16 protein-coding genes are annotated in these 15,632 nt (G+C 58.0%); 8 read left to right on the forward strand and 8 right to left on the reverse strand.

Annotated features, from left to right (window positions below; translation table 11 throughout):
* From sctR to N2603_RS40270, 8 genes are read right to left on the reverse strand one after another with little or no spacing between them, the layout of a single operon-like run.
* Positions 1–666, reverse strand: coding sequence for a type III secretion system export apparatus subunit SctR (sctR, locus tag N2603_RS40235; RefSeq protein WP_260386548.1), 666 nt, complete (start codon positions 664–666; stop codon positions 1–3).
* A complete protein-coding gene (gene sctQ, locus N2603_RS40240) occupies positions 659–1,714 on the reverse strand; it encodes a type III secretion system cytoplasmic ring protein SctQ (protein ID WP_260386549.1) in 1,056 nt (351 codons plus the stop codon). The genes sctR and sctQ overlap by 8 nt, the downstream gene beginning before the upstream one ends.
* Positions 1,715–1,771: 57 nt before the next feature.
* On the reverse strand, positions 1,772–2,308 hold the full coding sequence (locus N2603_RS40245; protein WP_260386550.1) for a hypothetical protein: 537 nt from the start codon (positions 2,306–2,308) through the stop codon (positions 1,772–1,774).
* Entirely contained in the window at positions 2,284–3,639 is a 1,356-nt protein-coding gene (gene sctN, locus N2603_RS40250; RefSeq protein WP_311740846.1) for a type III secretion system ATPase SctN, read from the reverse strand. Before sctN ends, N2603_RS40245 begins: the two co-directional genes overlap by 25 nt.
* Complete coding sequence (gene sctL, locus N2603_RS40255; RefSeq protein WP_260386551.1) at positions 3,636–4,259, reverse strand: type III secretion system stator protein SctL; 624 nt, start codon at positions 4,257–4,259, stop codon at positions 3,636–3,638. The genes sctN and sctL overlap by 4 nt, the downstream gene beginning before the upstream one ends.
* A complete protein-coding gene (locus N2603_RS40260; RefSeq protein ID WP_260386552.1) occupies positions 4,256–4,876 on the reverse strand; it encodes a nodulation protein NolU in 621 nt (206 codons plus the stop codon). Before N2603_RS40260 ends, sctL begins: the two co-directional genes overlap by 4 nt.
* Positions 4,877–4,897: 21 nt before the next feature.
* Positions 4,898–5,737 (reverse strand): type III secretion system inner membrane ring lipoprotein SctJ, encoded by an 840-nt coding sequence (gene sctJ, locus N2603_RS40265; RefSeq protein ID WP_425249021.1) that lies wholly within the window; start codon positions 5,735–5,737, stop codon positions 4,898–4,900.
* Between the two features lie 32 nt (positions 5,738–5,769).
* Positions 5,770–6,291: a nodulation protein NolB gene (locus N2603_RS40270; protein WP_260386554.1), complete on the reverse strand. Its 522-nt coding sequence runs from the start codon at positions 6,289–6,291 to the stop codon at positions 5,770–5,772.
* 189 nt (positions 6,292–6,480) lie between these two features.
* Between N2603_RS40270 and N2603_RS40275 the strand changes: the two genes are divergently transcribed.
* The 8 genes from N2603_RS40275 to sctV all read left to right on the forward strand — a co-directional run bounded on the left by N2603_RS40275 (position 6,481) and on the right by sctV (position 15,417).
* A complete protein-coding gene (locus tag N2603_RS40275; protein WP_260386555.1) occupies positions 6,481–7,182 on the forward strand; it encodes a secretin N-terminal domain-containing protein in 702 nt (233 codons plus the stop codon).
* Positions 7,183–7,995: 813 nt separating this feature from the next.
* Complete coding sequence (locus tag N2603_RS40280; RefSeq protein WP_425248957.1) at positions 7,996–9,795, forward strand: HrpF/NolX family T3SS translocon protein; 1,800 nt, start codon at positions 7,996–7,998, stop codon at positions 9,793–9,795.
* Between the two features lie 888 nt (positions 9,796–10,683).
* A complete protein-coding gene (locus tag N2603_RS40285; RefSeq protein ID WP_260386556.1) occupies positions 10,684–10,977 on the forward strand; it encodes a hypothetical protein in 294 nt (97 codons plus the stop codon).
* Between the two features lie 71 nt (positions 10,978–11,048).
* Positions 11,049–11,282, forward strand: a complete 234-nt coding sequence (locus N2603_RS40290) for a nodulation protein NopA (protein ID WP_260386557.1) — start codon at positions 11,049–11,051, stop codon at positions 11,280–11,282.
* A 114-nt stretch (positions 11,283–11,396) separates the two neighbouring features.
* On the forward strand, positions 11,397–12,287 hold the full coding sequence (locus N2603_RS40295; RefSeq protein ID WP_260386558.1) for a SctD/MshK family protein: 891 nt from the start codon (positions 11,397–11,399) through the stop codon (positions 12,285–12,287).
* A gap of 222 nt (positions 12,288–12,509) precedes the next feature.
* Positions 12,510–12,860 (forward strand): hypothetical protein, encoded by a 351-nt coding sequence (locus N2603_RS40300; protein ID WP_260386559.1) that lies wholly within the window; start codon positions 12,510–12,512, stop codon positions 12,858–12,860.
* Positions 12,861–12,862: 2 nt separating this feature from the next.
* Positions 12,863–13,291, forward strand: coding sequence for a type III secretion apparatus assembly chaperone SctY (gene sctY, locus N2603_RS40305; protein WP_260386560.1), 429 nt, complete (start codon positions 12,863–12,865; stop codon positions 13,289–13,291).
* 8 nt (positions 13,292–13,299) lie between these two features.
* A complete protein-coding gene (gene sctV, locus N2603_RS40310; RefSeq protein ID WP_260386561.1) occupies positions 13,300–15,417 on the forward strand; it encodes a type III secretion system export apparatus subunit SctV in 2,118 nt (705 codons plus the stop codon).
* Positions 15,418–15,632: the final 215 nt, after the last annotated feature.

A 15,632-nucleotide genomic window follows, 5' to 3' on the forward strand; every position in this document is an offset into this window, starting at 1 on the left:
TTAACTCCCCGGAGATGCGTAGCTTAAGACCAATCCGTGCATGAGCCGTGACCAGCCGTCGATTGTGACGAACAGAAAAAGCTTGAAAGGAACGGATATCATTGTTGGTGACACCATTGACATGCCCATGGCCATCAAAATTGTCGTCACAATCAGGTCAATTGTGATGAACGGAAGATAGAGAAGGAAACCGATTTCAAACGCACGCTTAAGCTCCGAGATCAAAAAGGACGGCACGAGGATCGCAAAGTCATCGACTGTTGCGTTGCCGCGCATCTCCTCCGACCAGATATGTTCTGTCGACGACAGGAAGAACGTGCGCTGCTCCTCAGTGGTGAACTTCTTGAGATGGGCGCGCAGCGGTTCGCTGCCTTCCTTCGCGGCGGTCAACCAGTCGTCGGCGGTTTGGTAACGAAGTTGCATATCTGTCACGCGGTTGTATGTTTGCTCGAATACGGGGGCGTCTATGAACACGGTGAGGATCAATGCAGCGCCATACAGAACGATGTTCGGCGGTATGGACTGAGTGCCGAGTGCGTTGCGAATAAGGAAGAGAACGACGGAAACCTTGATGAACGCCGTCGTCGTGACGACTGCGAACGTCAACAGGCCAAGGCCGACGGTCGCCGCAACAAGCGCAAGGATGCTCGGTTGAATGTCAACCATTGACCGCCAACCTGCTACGTAACCGGATGCCCAACGTTTCACCGATCCGTACGATGTCGCCGCGACCGATCAATTGATCGTTGGCGACAATGTCGACCGGACCGTCCAGCTGTCGGCCAAGCTCGAACACGTGCCCCTCGCTGATGCTTCTCAACGTACCCAGCGGGATGGGCCAGCGGCCGCATTCGAACACAAGCGTGATCTCAACACTGTCGATGTCGGCATCCGAGGGCGGGGTTGCTTGCTCCGCTTGGGGTCGTATCGTCATATTTGCATACCTTAGAGGATGGGACTGCAGGCGGAATGGTCCGCGAAGGATAAGTCTCTCGCCCGCGACCTGCGCCGGTGCCCACAACTTGTCCGCAGCGAGGATGAGCTGGCCATGGGCAAATGGAATGACGTCGGGCAGCAGTGCGTCGCCGGGCTGTGCTTGACGAAGAAGCCTGACGGGCGCCCGCACCGAGCCGATCTCTCTCGCAATCACGACCGGCAATTCCGAAGAAACCTTGCCTAAGTCTCGCGGTAATTGGCCGATCAACTCGCCTAACACACGAAACAGGGACGGAACCAGGCCGTCAAGTGGCGCGAACAAGAACAGGCGGGCCTTGGCCGCCAGCGGTCCGAAAGTAACGTCGAGCTCCAAATAGGGGTCTTTGGCCGTCGCGTCTTCGATGCTGATCAGCTGCAAATTCCGCGCGAGCATGATCTCTAATCGAGCGAGCCAAGGTTCCAGAGCAAGTTCGAGAAGCAGTGAGCGGGTTGGGTCGGAAGGTAAACCAAGGCCATGCTGGACCATTGAAATCAGCGCCTCGACGAGAGGGCGGGGCAAGGACAACACAGCGGTCTCGCCTCCGGCGCAAAATACGCAGTCGAGCATCGACATGGCATATGGCTCGGCCTGCCAAACAAGCCGGCTTATACGGATCGATAGCGGCTTATCACCAAGGCGGCTCTGCAGAACCGTGCGTGGTGCGGCGACCTCGTTGAGCCACGAGACCACGCCATGCGACAACTTTACCGCTGGCTGAAATAATGCCGGTTCACCCACGGCATTTACCGACAGGTTCCACGGGCGCAGCTCGCGACATCATAAGAGAACGAGCCATCAGTTCGCGCCACCGACCGCTTGGCTGCGCGAACCACCCTGATATCGGAGCAAAAGCTCGTCGTCGGCATCGATTTCGGCTGCAAACTCCGAACGGACAGCGGTAATGCGCTGGACATCGCCCTCAATCTCTTCCCATTTCTGGCTCGCCACCGAACGCTTGGCCCATATGGTCCGCGCCTCATTCACTGAGCGCTGAGCCTGCTCATGCGCGACGCGCGCCTGCTCACGCGCCTGGCGTGCCGATTCGATCTGTGCTGCCAGTCGCCCAAGGACGAGTTGGCAGCGACGATCGAGCTCGGTCACGGACATCGTCTTGAGCGACGCCAGCTCCTGATAAAGTTCAGCTTCGACCTTGGCGCGATGATTCTCCGCGCCTTCGAGATTCTTAGACGCGCGCTGCAGCGCTTCGACCGCAATTCGGCGCCTGGCTTCCATGTTCGACAATTCACGAAGCGCGCTTCGCTCTCTCATGCCTTTCACCAGCCGCAATTTCGACGCTTGCACGAGATTTAGGCCGTCAGACGCGACATCCATGAAACAGTCTCCTCAAAGCTAGACGGCTCGTCCGTTCCCTGGCGCAAGAATGCGCGCAGTTCCTCGATTGAATCGATTGCCCGATCAGTCAGCGGATCGCTGCCCGGCTTGTATTCACCGACCTTGATCAGGAATTCAGCCTCATTGTAGCGCGAGAGCAGATCGCGGAAGATGGCTGCCGCCTTGCGATGTGGACCAGAGGCGACCGCATCCATGACACGACTTCGGCTCGACAGTACGTCGATGGCGGGAAAATGCTCTCGCGAGGCCAGCGCGCGCGAAAGAATGATATGACCATCGAGAATTCCGCGCGACTCTTCGGCGATCGGATCGCCCGTGCCGTCACCTTCGACAAGCACGGTATAGAATGCCGTGATCGAGCCCCGCTCGCCCATACCGGCACGCTCCAACAGACCAGGCAGCAGCGCAAAGACGGAAGGAGGAAAGCCGCGCCGGGTAGGAGGTTCTCCTGCGGCAAGGCCGATTTCGCGCATCGCACGGCCAAAGCGCGTCAGCGAATCCATCATAAGAACGACCTGAAGCCCTTGATCACGAAAATACTCGGCGAGTGCGGTCGCCATATGAGCGCATTGCGCCCGCTCCATTGGCGATCGATCGGATGTCTCAACGACAACGATCGTGCGAGCGAGGGCATCTCCAATATGACGTTCGATGAATTCGCGCACCTCGCGTCCACGCTCTCCTATGAGCGCAACCACGGTGACATCTGCGACCGCGCCTTTTACAATTTGCGACATCAGCGTCGACTTACCACAACCGGCATCTCCATAGATTCCGATCCGCTGACCTTTGCCACACGTCAGAAGTCCATCCAGCACGCGAACGCCAAGCGGGAACGGCTGCTCGATGCCACGCCGCCTCATCGGGTTGGGCGCCTTGCCGCGGAGCGGACACGTGTGGACCGTCTTTATCGGCCCCTTGCCATCGAGTGGACGGCCGAAACTATCGATCACGCGACCGAGCAGGTCGGGCCCGACTGACACCTCCTGCATGCGCCCGGTCGGGAGCACTTCCGCGCGGTGGGACAAGCCTACCAGATCGCCAATGGGCGTCAGCAATACCCCGTCCGGCAGCAAACCGATGACTTCCGCTTCAAGTGACCATCCGGAAGCGTGATCCTGCAACAGGCAAAGTTCTCCAACACGGGCCCCCGGCAACACGGCATGGAGCAAGGTGCCGATCGCACGCGTGATCCGTCCCCGCACGGCACGCGTATCGACATTCTTTGCTGCGAATCGCAGAGATGCTATCGCCGCATGCACATCTCCTTCTCGGGCCGATTGATCATGGCCTGATCGTTGCGTCGTCACGGATCGCTTTCCTGAGAAGATGGATTAAGGCTGAGACGCAATGTGCGGAGCTGCGCGGCAAGTCCTAAATCGACACTGCCGAATTGACTCCACAGAACGCACTGGTCAGGCCCCACGGCTGGGTCCGGATCAATTCTGACCTTCGGCCGACCATCCGTTCCATCGAACGCCAGGAATTCTTGCCTTAGTGCATCAGCATTCACAGGAGACACGTGAAGGCATACTTCTGCGCTGCCATATCTTTGCTCGATTGCGTGACGAACGGTCCTTACCAAGATCTCACCCGGATCAAAGGAGCCCAACAAACCGGTCAATATCTCAATCACAAGCTGTGGCAACTCCTGTTGCAGAACGGCTTTTCGCCGGGCCACATCGGAAGCAGCTCGGGCGACCAGCTGTGCCATTTCGTCCGAGCCTGACCTAAGACCTTCGCAATGGCCGCGCTCCCGCTCCTGCTGATAGGCTTTCCTTGCCCAACTGCGAACCTGCCGCAGATATCGCTCGGCCAGCGCGCGCGTCTGCGCCGCATCGTACCAGATACCAAGTTCCGCGGCTGGTATGAGCGGACCAAGCGGCCGTATCCGCGGGCTATCTTGCAAGACTGTTTCGTTGGCCGTCATGCCGCTGGCTCCTCCGAGGCCAAGTGGGCCACCACCAACGACAGTAACTGCCCCGCTGAATTGTGGTGTTCGGCTGCTGGGTATTCGGCCGTGGTCCCCACAGGTAAGCGGAAAAGAACGCGCACACGGTCAAGCTCTGATGCGTCCTTGAGCCAAGCACCAAGGCAGGCACATCCGTCATGTTCAATCTGCCTCGCGAGCTTCTGCGGATCGTCAATCGATGCGGTTGCGACGGCGCTGGATAAATGTCGGATTGCGAAAGCATGAGCCTCCGCGCCAATATTTTCGATCAGAACCGCCACGTCGTGCTTTGACACAAACTTGAGCACCGAACGGGCATGCCAGATACTGCCGGCGAGCAAGGCCGCCCGACGCGGATCATGCCCGAGCAGAACGTCCCTACCCCAGTCGGTTCCGTTCGAGACCAGCTCACTGCCCATTAGCAATTCGACAAGTCTTTGCTGCAGTCTCGGAGTCTTCCGCAGCTGCAGCACTGTGGCGGACGACAGGCGCCCATCAAGATGGCCGGCAAACCGGCCCGGATGAATCAAAGCGGCAAGCTCGCGCAGGCGATCGGAATGCGGGTTGAGCGAATGATTTGGGTCAATGGATGCCATCGATACGGACCTGCTTGCCGCCTATTTCGAATCGGAGGACAGTTTTTTGCCGGCGGACTGGACCGCTGGCTTGCTGGCACCTCTGCCGAAATTAATCACTTTGCGCCAGGATTGACGAAGCTGTCGCCCACGTGTGCTCAGCAGCACATAAGAGAGAACGCCCAACGCGGCGAGCGCACCTCCTGCACCGATCGCAATGTGAGTTGCGATGAATTTGGTTGGTTCGGCGGAAGCTGCCGCTGGCACAACGGAGACCTCGTGCTGAGCTCGCTCAACCGGCACGAACACGACCGCCACCTTGTCGTACGATAGACCTTCGATGCTGTTGGCGACGAGCATCTTGATCTGCGGCAGCAAGGCTGAGAGCTTCGCGTTCGAGGCGTGTCGAATGAAAACCGACGCCGAGGACGGGGTTGCATCCTGTCGCAAAAGATCATTCTTCGGCAGAACGACATGAACACGGGCGGAGAGAACCCCATCGATATCGTTGATCGTGCGCGACAATTCTTCACTGAGAGCATAGACGTAGCGGGCTCGCTCCTCAACCGGAGAGGCAACGAGGCCCGCCCCCTTGAACACCTCACCAAGGCTCTTGAACGATTGGCGCGGCAAGCCATGGTCATTCAGCAGCTCGATTGAGTAGGCGAGCTGCCTTTCTTCCACCTGAATCGTGCTCGTCCCATCCTTGCCGACGACACGGGTGGCATCGACGCCCTTGCTCAGGAGCAGCCCAAGCATCTCGTTGGCTTCACGCTCCTGAACTTTGGTATACAGATCAGCTTTGCAACCGGCGAGGGTCACCAAAAGCAGCAACAGGACGAGAGCATCAAGCCGCTTTCTTGCGGGCCGGCCATTACCGATCTTGTCTTTCGTCAAGACAGCCAACGACCAACTCAGCCCGCAGATAGAAGCTTATTCAGAGATGAACTAACAGCACCTGTCCCCTTGGAGATGAGCGAAGCCTGGATGACGCCGTTGTAAACATCCCGCAGGTTCGCCAGCGCCGAGTCGAAATGATCCGCACCCTCCGGTTGGCCCACTGGATGTACCTCCACTTGCCGCACACGCAAGACCGGTTGTGCGGCCGGCCCAAGCTGCAGAATCTTAGCAGGATCAGGCTCGCCGACGAGCGTCGGCGAAAGCGCACCCGACGGAAACGATTTGCCCTGGTGGATTGCAGAAATGCTCTGAAGGACGCGATCGCCTAGCGGGCTCGCCGGCGCTACTGCGCGCTGCACTTCCGGCAGCGATGGAGCTGGCGCGTGCTCGGTCACAGAAGTGCCGACACCTTGGTTCGAGGCCACCTGCGCAAGACTCTCGCCAAACTGAACGTGCGCCGGCGAACAGCCGTTGGAGGCACACTCTACGGAGTTGGCAGAGATCGACGTAACGCCAAACAACATGGAGGAAATCATTTCTGTCACGTGGTGAGATGGGCCATTCGTTCACACGAATGGGCCGCACCCTAGAGAAGCAAGCTGACCAAAAACTGACGAGCATCTGTCATCTAATGATCACGGTTAGCTTCCAATTGGGACGAAGCATCGGCTTCCAAATTTTGGGACAAATTCCGGTGCTTGTTCTCAAGTGTAAAAATAGTAGGAATGCTCATCCCATCCACAAGGCTGCACATCTTGAAGAAAGTTATCTATGCTGGTGTTCTCCTTTGCTTTGGCGTCGTCGAGGCGCTCGGCGCTCCCCTCGCGCTGCCATCGACGCCTTATAATTACACAGTTCTGGATCAGGACCTCGCGGCCGCACTGCAGGAATTCGGCAACAACCTAAATATCAGAGTCAATGTCAGCACCGGGGTGAAGGGGCGGATTCGCGGGCGAATGCCGGATCTCCCACCGCGAGAGTTCCTCGAACGGTTGATTAATCTCTACAATCTCCAATGGTACTACGATGGACTGGTGCTCTACGTATCCGATGCGCATGAGGCGCAAAGCCGCCTTTTGGTCTTGAGTCCAATCAGCTTTGATGCGTTCAAGGCGGCACTCGATGCGCTCAACATCTCCGACGAGCGTTACATCGTGAGACCCGTACCGGGAGATGGCCTCGTCTTCGCCTCTGGTCCACCCCGCTTTGTCGCGCTTGTGGAGCAAACAGTAAAAGGACTTGCGGCGGAGGCACAGGCACGGCGAAACCCGAGCGGTGCCGAAAAGTCGCCGCACGATTCGGTTTTGATGCTGTTTCGGGGATCCTCCAGCGTTGTCATTCGCGAAGGACGACCGAATGACGTTCCTTCGCCGGAGGCACCACATCAAGACGGCGAGGTCCACGCACCCGATGCAGGTAAGAAATGACTTGATGACAACAGATGGCCTGGAAGAGATGCAATGCGTCTGCTTATGCCCTCTGTCAGCTTTTCGAAAGTTACTGCTGCCATTGTCAGAGCGCAGCAGGGGTGTCCGAATAACAACGTTCACCATCCTGGGTGTGCCTCACGCGCCGCAGTGGCGAGAAGAAGGTTTTATTCGTCTCAAACCGTCGCTGGACCCTTCCCTTTGGCCTGTAGGTTCAAGCGAACACTCGCCAAGCGGCTAAGCATGATGACATGAAGAATGCCGTGTGCAGCTGAGCTTCGATCCGCGTCGGGGCAATAGGGTCCGCACCGCCGGACTCTTTCGAGCATCTACGCAAGCGCCAACACTCTCGTTGGGGGCAGGCGCGAGGTCGCTACGCGTGGGTGATTTCGGAGACCTGCGACGTTGTTTCACGAATCAGCGGACGTGACCATCCGCAGAGCGGCAGATTCGGCCTCGCTAATTCGCCCTAGTTAGCCCGGAGGCGAGCGATCGAGCATAACAAGCAAGGCGATTCCGATATCGAGAACCCACCACCGCCTCTCACAGCATCATTGCGCGTCTCGTTCTGAAACCACTCAGCGCCGTCAGCTTTTGGAAAGCTAATCGAACCTACCATGTGGCGTGAATATCTAGACGGCGATGTGCCTGTAGATGGTAACGGAACTGAGCGCTGGGGGCGTACTGAGCAATCGGAAGAAAGTGGTAGGAGCCATCGAAGCCTATCGACATTTCTTGCTCGTTGTTCGTCGCGATTCTCGGGCTGCGCCACATGACCGGCTTGTGGTGCGATCTCAAATCAGAGGACGTATAATGTCAGTGAACAACCTATCGCTAACCGGCAGCTCGAGTTTGTCCGGGCTGGCCCCCGGGCCCTCATCGGCGCGGGATCTTTCAAACTTCGAGGCGATGCTGGCTAGTTTCTCGTTGAAAGACAATGCCGATGACCATTCCACTGCACAGGATCCGCCGGCTGCAGACTCAGCCAAGCAGCTGACGGAGGAACTCACGCAGGAAGTGCGGAACATCCTCCCGCCTGAGATCAAGGCCGCACTGGACGCATGCCAGCAGGCCCCAGAGCCGTCCTCCGCGGAGCCCTCCTCCGCTGCGGGCGCGCCGAAGATTGCAGAGGCACCCGTACAAAGCTCCAGGATTACGTGGAACGGCGGCACTCTGACTGATGCCGAGCTGCAGATTGTGTCGGTGCTGAACCGACATAAAGACAAATGCCCGCTGGATTGGAAATCTCTTGGAGATTTGGCCAACGATCCCTCCACACCGCCGGATCTAAAGGCGGCGATCGAGGCTCTGCAACAGGACCCAGAGCTCTTCTATGCGATAGGCTCGCAAGGTGACGGCCGCTGCGGCGGAAAGATCAAAGCAGGTGATCTCTCCGGCTTCTCCGATCACCATCCTCAGGTTGCTGTTTTCCAGGAGCAGCGGGCCAAGAGCTATACGCAAAACTACATCCCTTCCGACGGCACCCGGAATGGCGAGCCATCGGTTATGACCCAGTCCGATGCCTTGCGCGAGCTCTATCGATATTCCGACGACCTGCCTAAGAACCTGAGCCTTGCGGATTTTAAGCGGATCGTCGAAGGCGAAGCTAAAACCGGCAAATGCCCGCCACAGGTCCTCGCGGCCGCTCAATACTTCCTCGACCACCCGGATGAATGGAAGCACTTGTACGGTGGCTCGATCGACAAGGTCCACAAAGAGGATTTCCTGCAGGTTGCTTCATCATCGGTGAATCTCACGCAAGCCGAGCTCGAGACACTCAATACGATCAGCAAGAACCAAAACGCTTTCTTCCGAAAGGGTGATCTGACCCGAGAAACACTGGCGAGCATGGTCGATGATAAGAGCCTCTCGCCCAAGGTGCGAAGGGCGGCCTCCCAGCTGCTCTCCGATCCTGTGTTGTTCGGATTGATGAACAACGCAATTACGGGCTACAAAACCCACCATAAGTTCTTCGACTTCGGCGGCGGCCATACGGTCGATTCCGGGAACATCAGCAACACCGACTTCAACCAGTTCTTCAACAACATGTCGGGTGCGAACCGCACCGTTCACCAAGTGAAGACGCATGCCGTCCGCACGCCTGCCGAGCAGGACGCGGTCGCGGACATGACGATGGGCGTGGCAGACCAGCCCGACATCAAGTCTCCCAAAAAGAACGGTGGCGCCTTCATGCATGCACTTAATGACGTGCTCAAAGTTGGCTCTAAAATATTCGACTGGGCCGCGACAGCAGTCGGTGTACTTGGCTTCATTCCAGGCTTGGGTGAATTGGCCGATCTGGCGTCCATGGTGCTCGAAGCCGAGGCGCAAGCTGCAAATCTTCTTCACACTGCCATCAGTGGAGGCAACATAAAGCAAGCGCTGGAAGAAGCCGGGCTGAGCCTTGCGGCACAGGCGGTGGGCTGCATCGCCGGGCCTGAGGTCAAATTAGCAATGCGAGAAGGCTTGGTAAAGCAGGCAATTCAAGAAGCCGCAACGGCCGGCATCAACCTGCCGGTTTCGGTGGCCCAGTCCTATGCGGAGGATTATCTGAATAACCTAAAGGCTCGCATCGAATCCGAGCGCTTGCAAGCTGCAGGCGCTAACGCCTAGGCGGAGCGACGCTATCTTCTCAGGATCATGCTGGAAGCGCTAATCGAGCTTGCGCGGCCTCCGCGCGGTTGGCCTCTCTGCCGAGCAGTAGTCGCGCAAGCTCTACCAGCACACTTGAGACCGCCCCCGAATCCGAGCAACTCATTTCGGCTCTTCACTACGTACAGACTATGTTGGCCGCACTCGATCGTTCGACACCGGCCTCAAACCCAGTGTGCCGCTGTGAAGTTCACATCGACTGTATACGCCGCCTGTCAAGACCCGCGATGCATTAACACTATGCGACAGACCGGCCGCAGCCGCCCGCGGCCTGCCGCTTGCGCAAGGATCGAGAGCACATTGGTCTAGAGCGGTAGAAGTCCGAAGGGCTTTTTGTCGAGTGTCGGACTTCTGCTCGGTCTCCCTGAAAGTAGGTCGCGATTGACGGTGGGCCCGCCAGGACCGAGGCACCGCTCTTGGCCGCTGAATCGGCCGTCACTCTGGCTTTCCGTCTCGCTCCGACCAGGTCAAGCTCCGTGCCGCTTCGTCCGACTGCAAGCAAATTGTCGAAAGAGCTCGAAGGCATCGCAAGGACGTGAGCCCGAGATTGCAGCGCGTCGGCCTCAAAAACGCTTTTGTTACTGGTGGCTTTGATATTTCGCTATTGAAGCTTTCAAAACGATGAGCAACGTGCTCACCCGATCAAGCTCCACAAACGATTGTTTGTCTTACGATCTGATCTCCAGCTTTCGCGGGCAACTTGTTCAAATACGGTCAGCTGGTAAGGATGATCGACCATCGGCTCATTGCATTTTCTACGACTCGTCAGCTTGTCGAAAGCTAATACTTGCATAGTGGAGGGCGGAAACTGCCTCCATTGGCGCGATCGAATTGACATAGGAGAACCCGATGCGCGTTACGAGCTCTAGCGCCGCTGGGCACGTTGATGCTGACCTCCATGCGGCTGGCGGCAAAAGCAGCGGCGAAAAAGGATCTCACAAGCCTGGCGAGCGCGACGATCATGCCCGATCGCCTGATGCAAACATTCCCGTAAGTGGCGGCGCGTCCACGGGCGGCAACTCGCAAGAAGCCGCTATGCAGCAAGCGTTCAGCGTCGCTTTGGGAGCCGTTGCTCTCCAATTTGCGAATAGTGCAATGAGCCATTTCGACGATGTCATGGCCGAGACAGAGGAGGATTCCTGACGTCGCATGTTGCGACGTTAGGAAATAGGAGCCGCACGTCGCGGCGAAATTCGAGCACACAGGAGAATAGTATGTCTAACAAGGTTGGTGCGTCTCATACCTCGACTGCAGGTGGGGCAGCCGGCACCGCTACTGCTGCAGCCGGCTCCACGGCTGCTGAAGTTGCTGGAGAGGCGGCATTCCAGCGGCAAATCGCCGCTCTGACTGCGACCAGCACAAAGGCTGCTGAGAGGGATGTGGAACTTCGCGTCGTCTCGACCGAGCTCTCGACCGTCAAGAAAGCGGCCGATGAGCGGGTGCAGTAAGGGATGAGATGGGGCGACGTCGCCGCCCCACTTTCCCCGGCTGCTCAGTCTGTGAAGTCGCACGGGCCGTACGGTTTTGCCGTACGGTTCCGTTCGCTGTTCAGGAAACCGACCGTGAATGAACCAAATTGCCCGCATTTCGAAGTGTTGTCGGGGTGTTACTCCGGGCTGACAAGTAAAGTGGGGGTCGGATCGTGTCTGATTGGCAGCAGCCTCGAGGCTGACTTAATTTTCGTCGAACAAGGCCTCGAACCGCACCATCTTCGTGTCACTCCTCATTCCAATTCAATCGAGATCGAGGCCCTTGCGAGGGACGTCAGGATCGAGGGGCACGAGACTGTTTTACCGAACGAATCCATTGTTGTGCCTCTTCCTGTCGTTTTGCATGCCGGGGCGATGTCCATTCGCTGGACGATCGAGGACTACAAGCAAGCTGGCTCCATCGACCGCCGGCATATATCGCTCGCCTTTCTCGCTTTGGTCCTGATCAGCTCTGCCGCGGTTGGCGCAGTCTCATCCAGTTTTGTCCAGACCGATACCACCGTGGCGTCAAGTCCATCGTCCCCTGCCCAGGAGAATACGTCCAAGCTGGCGCTCAGCGCTCCTGATACTCTGGCCACCGATGCAGCTGCCGAACGGTTGCAAGAGGAGGTTGACAGAGCGGGCCTTGTTGGCATCAAGGTCGGCTCTGGGGCGGGCATTGTCACCGCCGATGGCTCCGTTACGCCCGCCTCGCTCGCCACATGGCGAGACGTCCAGCAGCGGTTTGATCACAATAGCAATGGCGCTTATACGCTCGTCAATGCGGTGGCTATCAAGGAAGAGAAGACGCCTCCCGCAATTGGGGTCCAAGCTGTTTGGCGCGGGAGCGCCCCCTATATTGTCATTGCTGGTCAAAAGTATTTCGTCGGCGCGCTCTTGAGCAATGGATGGACCGTCTACGGGATTGAGGAAGGGCGTGTTCTGCTGAGCCGGGATGGCCGGCTTGCCACTCTACCCTATTAGCGTTTTAGGCCGGAGGTAAGGAAGCAAGGTGTTATGACTAGGCTACCCCCCAATCCCGTCGCGCCCGCCACCCCTTTTCAGGAGCCAAACGTTGATCATCATGCATCTGCCATCACGCCGGTCAATTCCCGAGCCAAGTCCATCGGGATTGACCGGACGCGTGGCAATGATCACAAGAGCCACACCTCAATTTCTCGCCAAAGTGACGTACTGGATCGGTTGGTGGACGCCACGATCGAGAGCGCGCTCGAGCTCAGTTCGATCGATGCAGTTTCGCGCATCAATCTAGACGAGGCGCGCGCCCCGCCAGGTCGGATCGAGCCCAGCTCGGAACTCGCTTGGCTCAATGAGCCCAATCTCGCGCACAGTCTGCTCTCCTTCGTGACGCCGCGCTTACGTCATTCGCATGTTCTGCGTCCAGAGCAACACGGCCTTCTTCTGGAGCGTTTGGCTGATACGCTATCAGCCGCGCCAGAGGATTTGGTGCCACGTGAAGGGGCCGCCCTTCTGCGACTGGAGCTGCAACGTTTAATCCTGCTCCGGCAGAGTCACAACGGTTTGATCAAAGGCTAGCAATGGTGGGGCCAGACGAAGTGCAACACTTCACATCTACACAGCCGCCGATCGTTTCCGAAGCGGAAGCTATCGAGCTGATCTCCGGGCCGGAGCGAGATTTGCTCTGCGTGCTTTCTTATGTCTACCTTACGTGCGGACAGAGCGCCAAGAGCCTGGCTCTGTTGCGGCTGGTCGCTCACGAACAGTCTCAAGACATCGGCCTGCTCCGCATCCTGGCCTACGCGCTCATCTCGGAGCGTCGCGGTGACGAAGCACTGTCGATATTGGACAGGCTTGACAAACTGGATGACGAACCGTCTTCCTGTCTGCCCTTGATGCTGATGCGCAGCCACGCCCTGCGCCACGCTGGCCGCATGACCGAAGCGCAAGCCGTCTTCAAACGCTATGTTTTGTTGCGGGGCAGCACAGCTGCAATCAAACAACAATAAGGCTTCTCATGGCCAACCTTCTACGAAATCTCATCACGCGGGCGCCGGCTCACCCGGATTTGATGGTCGCGTTGATGCTTCTTCTGGCGATCGGAATGATGATCATGCCGATCCCGATTGTCGTGATCGATATGCTGATCGGCTTCAATCTGGGGTTTGCCGTATTGCTGTTGATGGTAGCCCTGTATCTTAACACGCCGCTCGACTTTTCGTCCCTGCCGGGCGTCATCCTGATTTCCACCGTCTTTCGTCTCGCTCTTACTGTTGCAACGACGCGACTGATCTTAGCCGAGGGCGATGCCGGCAGCATCATTCATACGTTCGGCGATTTCGTTATCTCCGGCAACATCGCAGTCGGCATTGTCATATTCCTGATCGTGACGATGGTGCAGTTCATGGTTCTCGCCAAGGGCGCCGAACGGGTGGCGGAGGTATCGGCGCGCTTCACGCTCGATGCGCTGCCGGGCAAGCAGATGGCGATCGACGCGGAGCTGCGCAACGGCCATATCGATCAGCACGAAGCCCGCAGCCGGCGCGGCGCGCTGGAGCGAGAAAGCCAACTGCACGGCGCGATGGACGGCGCTATGAAATTCGTGAAGGGCGATGCCATAGCCGGACTAATAGTCATCTGCATCAACATGCTAGGTGGCATCGCGATCGGATCGCTCTCCAAGGGCATGTCCCTCGAGGAGGCGATGCATCATTATACTATCCTGACGATCGGTGATGCGCTCATTTCGCAGATTCCGGCCCTGCTGCTGTCAATTACAGCCGCAACCATTGTCACTCGTGTCAACGGTCCTTCCAGACTCAATCTCGGCGCCGATATCGTCAAGCAACTTACGGCCAGCACACAAGCGCTACGCTTGGCGTCCTGTGTCTTGCTTGTGATGGGGTTCGTTCCTGGCTTCCCTTTGCCGCCCTTTGTCATACTGGCCGCGCTGTTCTCCGCCGCCAGCTTTCTCAAGGTTGGCGTGCAAGAGGGCAAGACCGCTCCCAAGGCCGGCGCCGGCCCCACCGGTTCGGCTCCCGCTTCCGCACAAGGCCAGAAGCAAACCGTGCCCGCGCAGGCACTTCCGATTACGCTGTTGCTAGCGCCGAGTCTGATGCAGGCAATCGACGTAGGGGAACTCGAGCAGTGCGTCGCACGGGTTTCGGCACTGGTTTCAGCTGATCTTGGCATCACAATTCCACGCATTCCCGCCCAAAGCGGACAGCACCTGGGCCAATCGCAATTCCGGGTGGATGTCGAGGGAGTGCCGGTGGAAGAGGGCGCCATTGACCCGACACAACTCTTGCTTAACGACGATGTGGCGAACATTGAACTGAGCGGGATCCCCTTTTGGCAGGAGCCAGACACGAATCGGATCTGGATCGAACAAGGCCATGCGTCCGCTCTCAAAGCTGCCGGAATAGGGCACCACCGTCCGGGCGAAATCATCGCCTTACGCATCCAGTCGACGTTGACACGCTATGCACAGCGCCTGGTGGGCATTCAGGAAACACGTCAGTTGCTTAGCCGGATGGAGCAGGAATATGCCGATCTGGTGAAGGAGGTGCTGCGCACGACACCGATCCCTCGCATCGCGGATGTGCTACGTCGCTTGCTGGACGAAGGCATCCCCATCCGGAACACGCGTTTGGTTCTGGAGGCGCTTGTAGAATGGAGCGAACGTGAGCAAAGTGCCGTACTGCTCACCGAATATGTGCGCTCCGTTCTGAAGCGGCAGATCTGTCACCGCTATGCCAATGCCCATCGTGTTGTGGCGGCCTTTATCGTCGAGCGTGAGACCGAGGATATCGTGCGAGGTGCGGTGCGCGAGACTGCTGTCGGTCCCTACCTCGTTTTGGAGGATCGGCAAAGCGAGATGCTACTTGCACAATTTCGCCAGATCCATTCGAGCATCGCGCGCAGTCAGAACCAGCCAGTTATCCTGGGCTCGATGGATATCCGGCGCTTCGTCCGCGGCTTTCTCACCCGCAATGGAATAGACCTACCTGTCCTCTCGTATCAGGATCTCGCCTCGGATTTCACCGTCCAGCCGATTGGCTCCGTCAAACTTGCGCCTGGCAAGGGCAAGACTCCTACAGGCGGGCATCGTGACCTCCTCCCTGCGGCCGGCTGACAAGCACAGGTGTGGCGTTGTGAGGTCGCTTATGAATGCATGTAAGATTAATGTTCTGCGGCGCTGGCGTAACTTTCGTCACCATTCGTGCTCGGCTTTTCTCCCCATGTTTGCCATTGTGCTTCTCGCGGGTTGCGCTAACTCGCACACGTCGGATCTTTCACAGCAGCCGACGTCTACGGCAGAGCTAGTTGGGGGCAAGGACGTCGATCCAG

The organism is Bradyrhizobium huanghuaihaiense, assembly GCF_025200885.1.
GTDB classification, from domain to species: Bacteria; Pseudomonadota; Alphaproteobacteria; order Rhizobiales; family Xanthobacteraceae; genus Bradyrhizobium; species Bradyrhizobium huanghuaihaiense.

Bases quoted from the DNA above. Each gene is read 5' to 3' on its own strand.
- sctR (WP_260386548.1), bottom strand. From the start codon at position 666: ATGGTTGACATTCAACCGAGCATCCTTGCGCTTGTTGCGGCGACCGTC.
- N2603_RS40245 (WP_260386550.1), bottom strand. From the start codon at position 2,308: ATGGATGTCGCGTCTGACGGCCTAAATCTCGTGCAAGCGTCGAAATTG.
- sctL (WP_260386551.1), bottom strand. From the start codon at position 4,259: ATGACGGCCAACGAAACAGTCTTGCAAGATAGCCCGCGGATACGGCCG.
- N2603_RS40260 (WP_260386552.1), bottom strand. From the start codon at position 4,876: ATGGCATCCATTGACCCAAATCATTCGCTCAACCCGCATTCCGATCGC.
- N2603_RS40270 (WP_260386554.1), bottom strand. From the start codon at position 6,291: ATGATTTCCTCCATGTTGTTTGGCGTTACGTCGATCTCTGCCAACTCC.
- N2603_RS40275 (WP_260386555.1), top strand. From the start codon at position 6,481: ATGCTCATCCCATCCACAAGGCTGCACATCTTGAAGAAAGTTATCTAT.
- N2603_RS40280 (WP_425248957.1), top strand. From the start codon at position 7,996: ATGTCAGTGAACAACCTATCGCTAACCGGCAGCTCGAGTTTGTCCGGG.
- N2603_RS40285 (WP_260386556.1), top strand. From the start codon at position 10,684: ATGCGCGTTACGAGCTCTAGCGCCGCTGGGCACGTTGATGCTGACCTC.
- N2603_RS40290 (WP_260386557.1), top strand. From the start codon at position 11,049: ATGTCTAACAAGGTTGGTGCGTCTCATACCTCGACTGCAGGTGGGGCA.
- sctY (WP_260386560.1), top strand. From the start codon at position 12,863: ATGGTGGGGCCAGACGAAGTGCAACACTTCACATCTACACAGCCGCCG.
- sctV (WP_260386561.1), top strand. From the start codon at position 13,300: ATGGCCAACCTTCTACGAAATCTCATCACGCGGGCGCCGGCTCACCCG.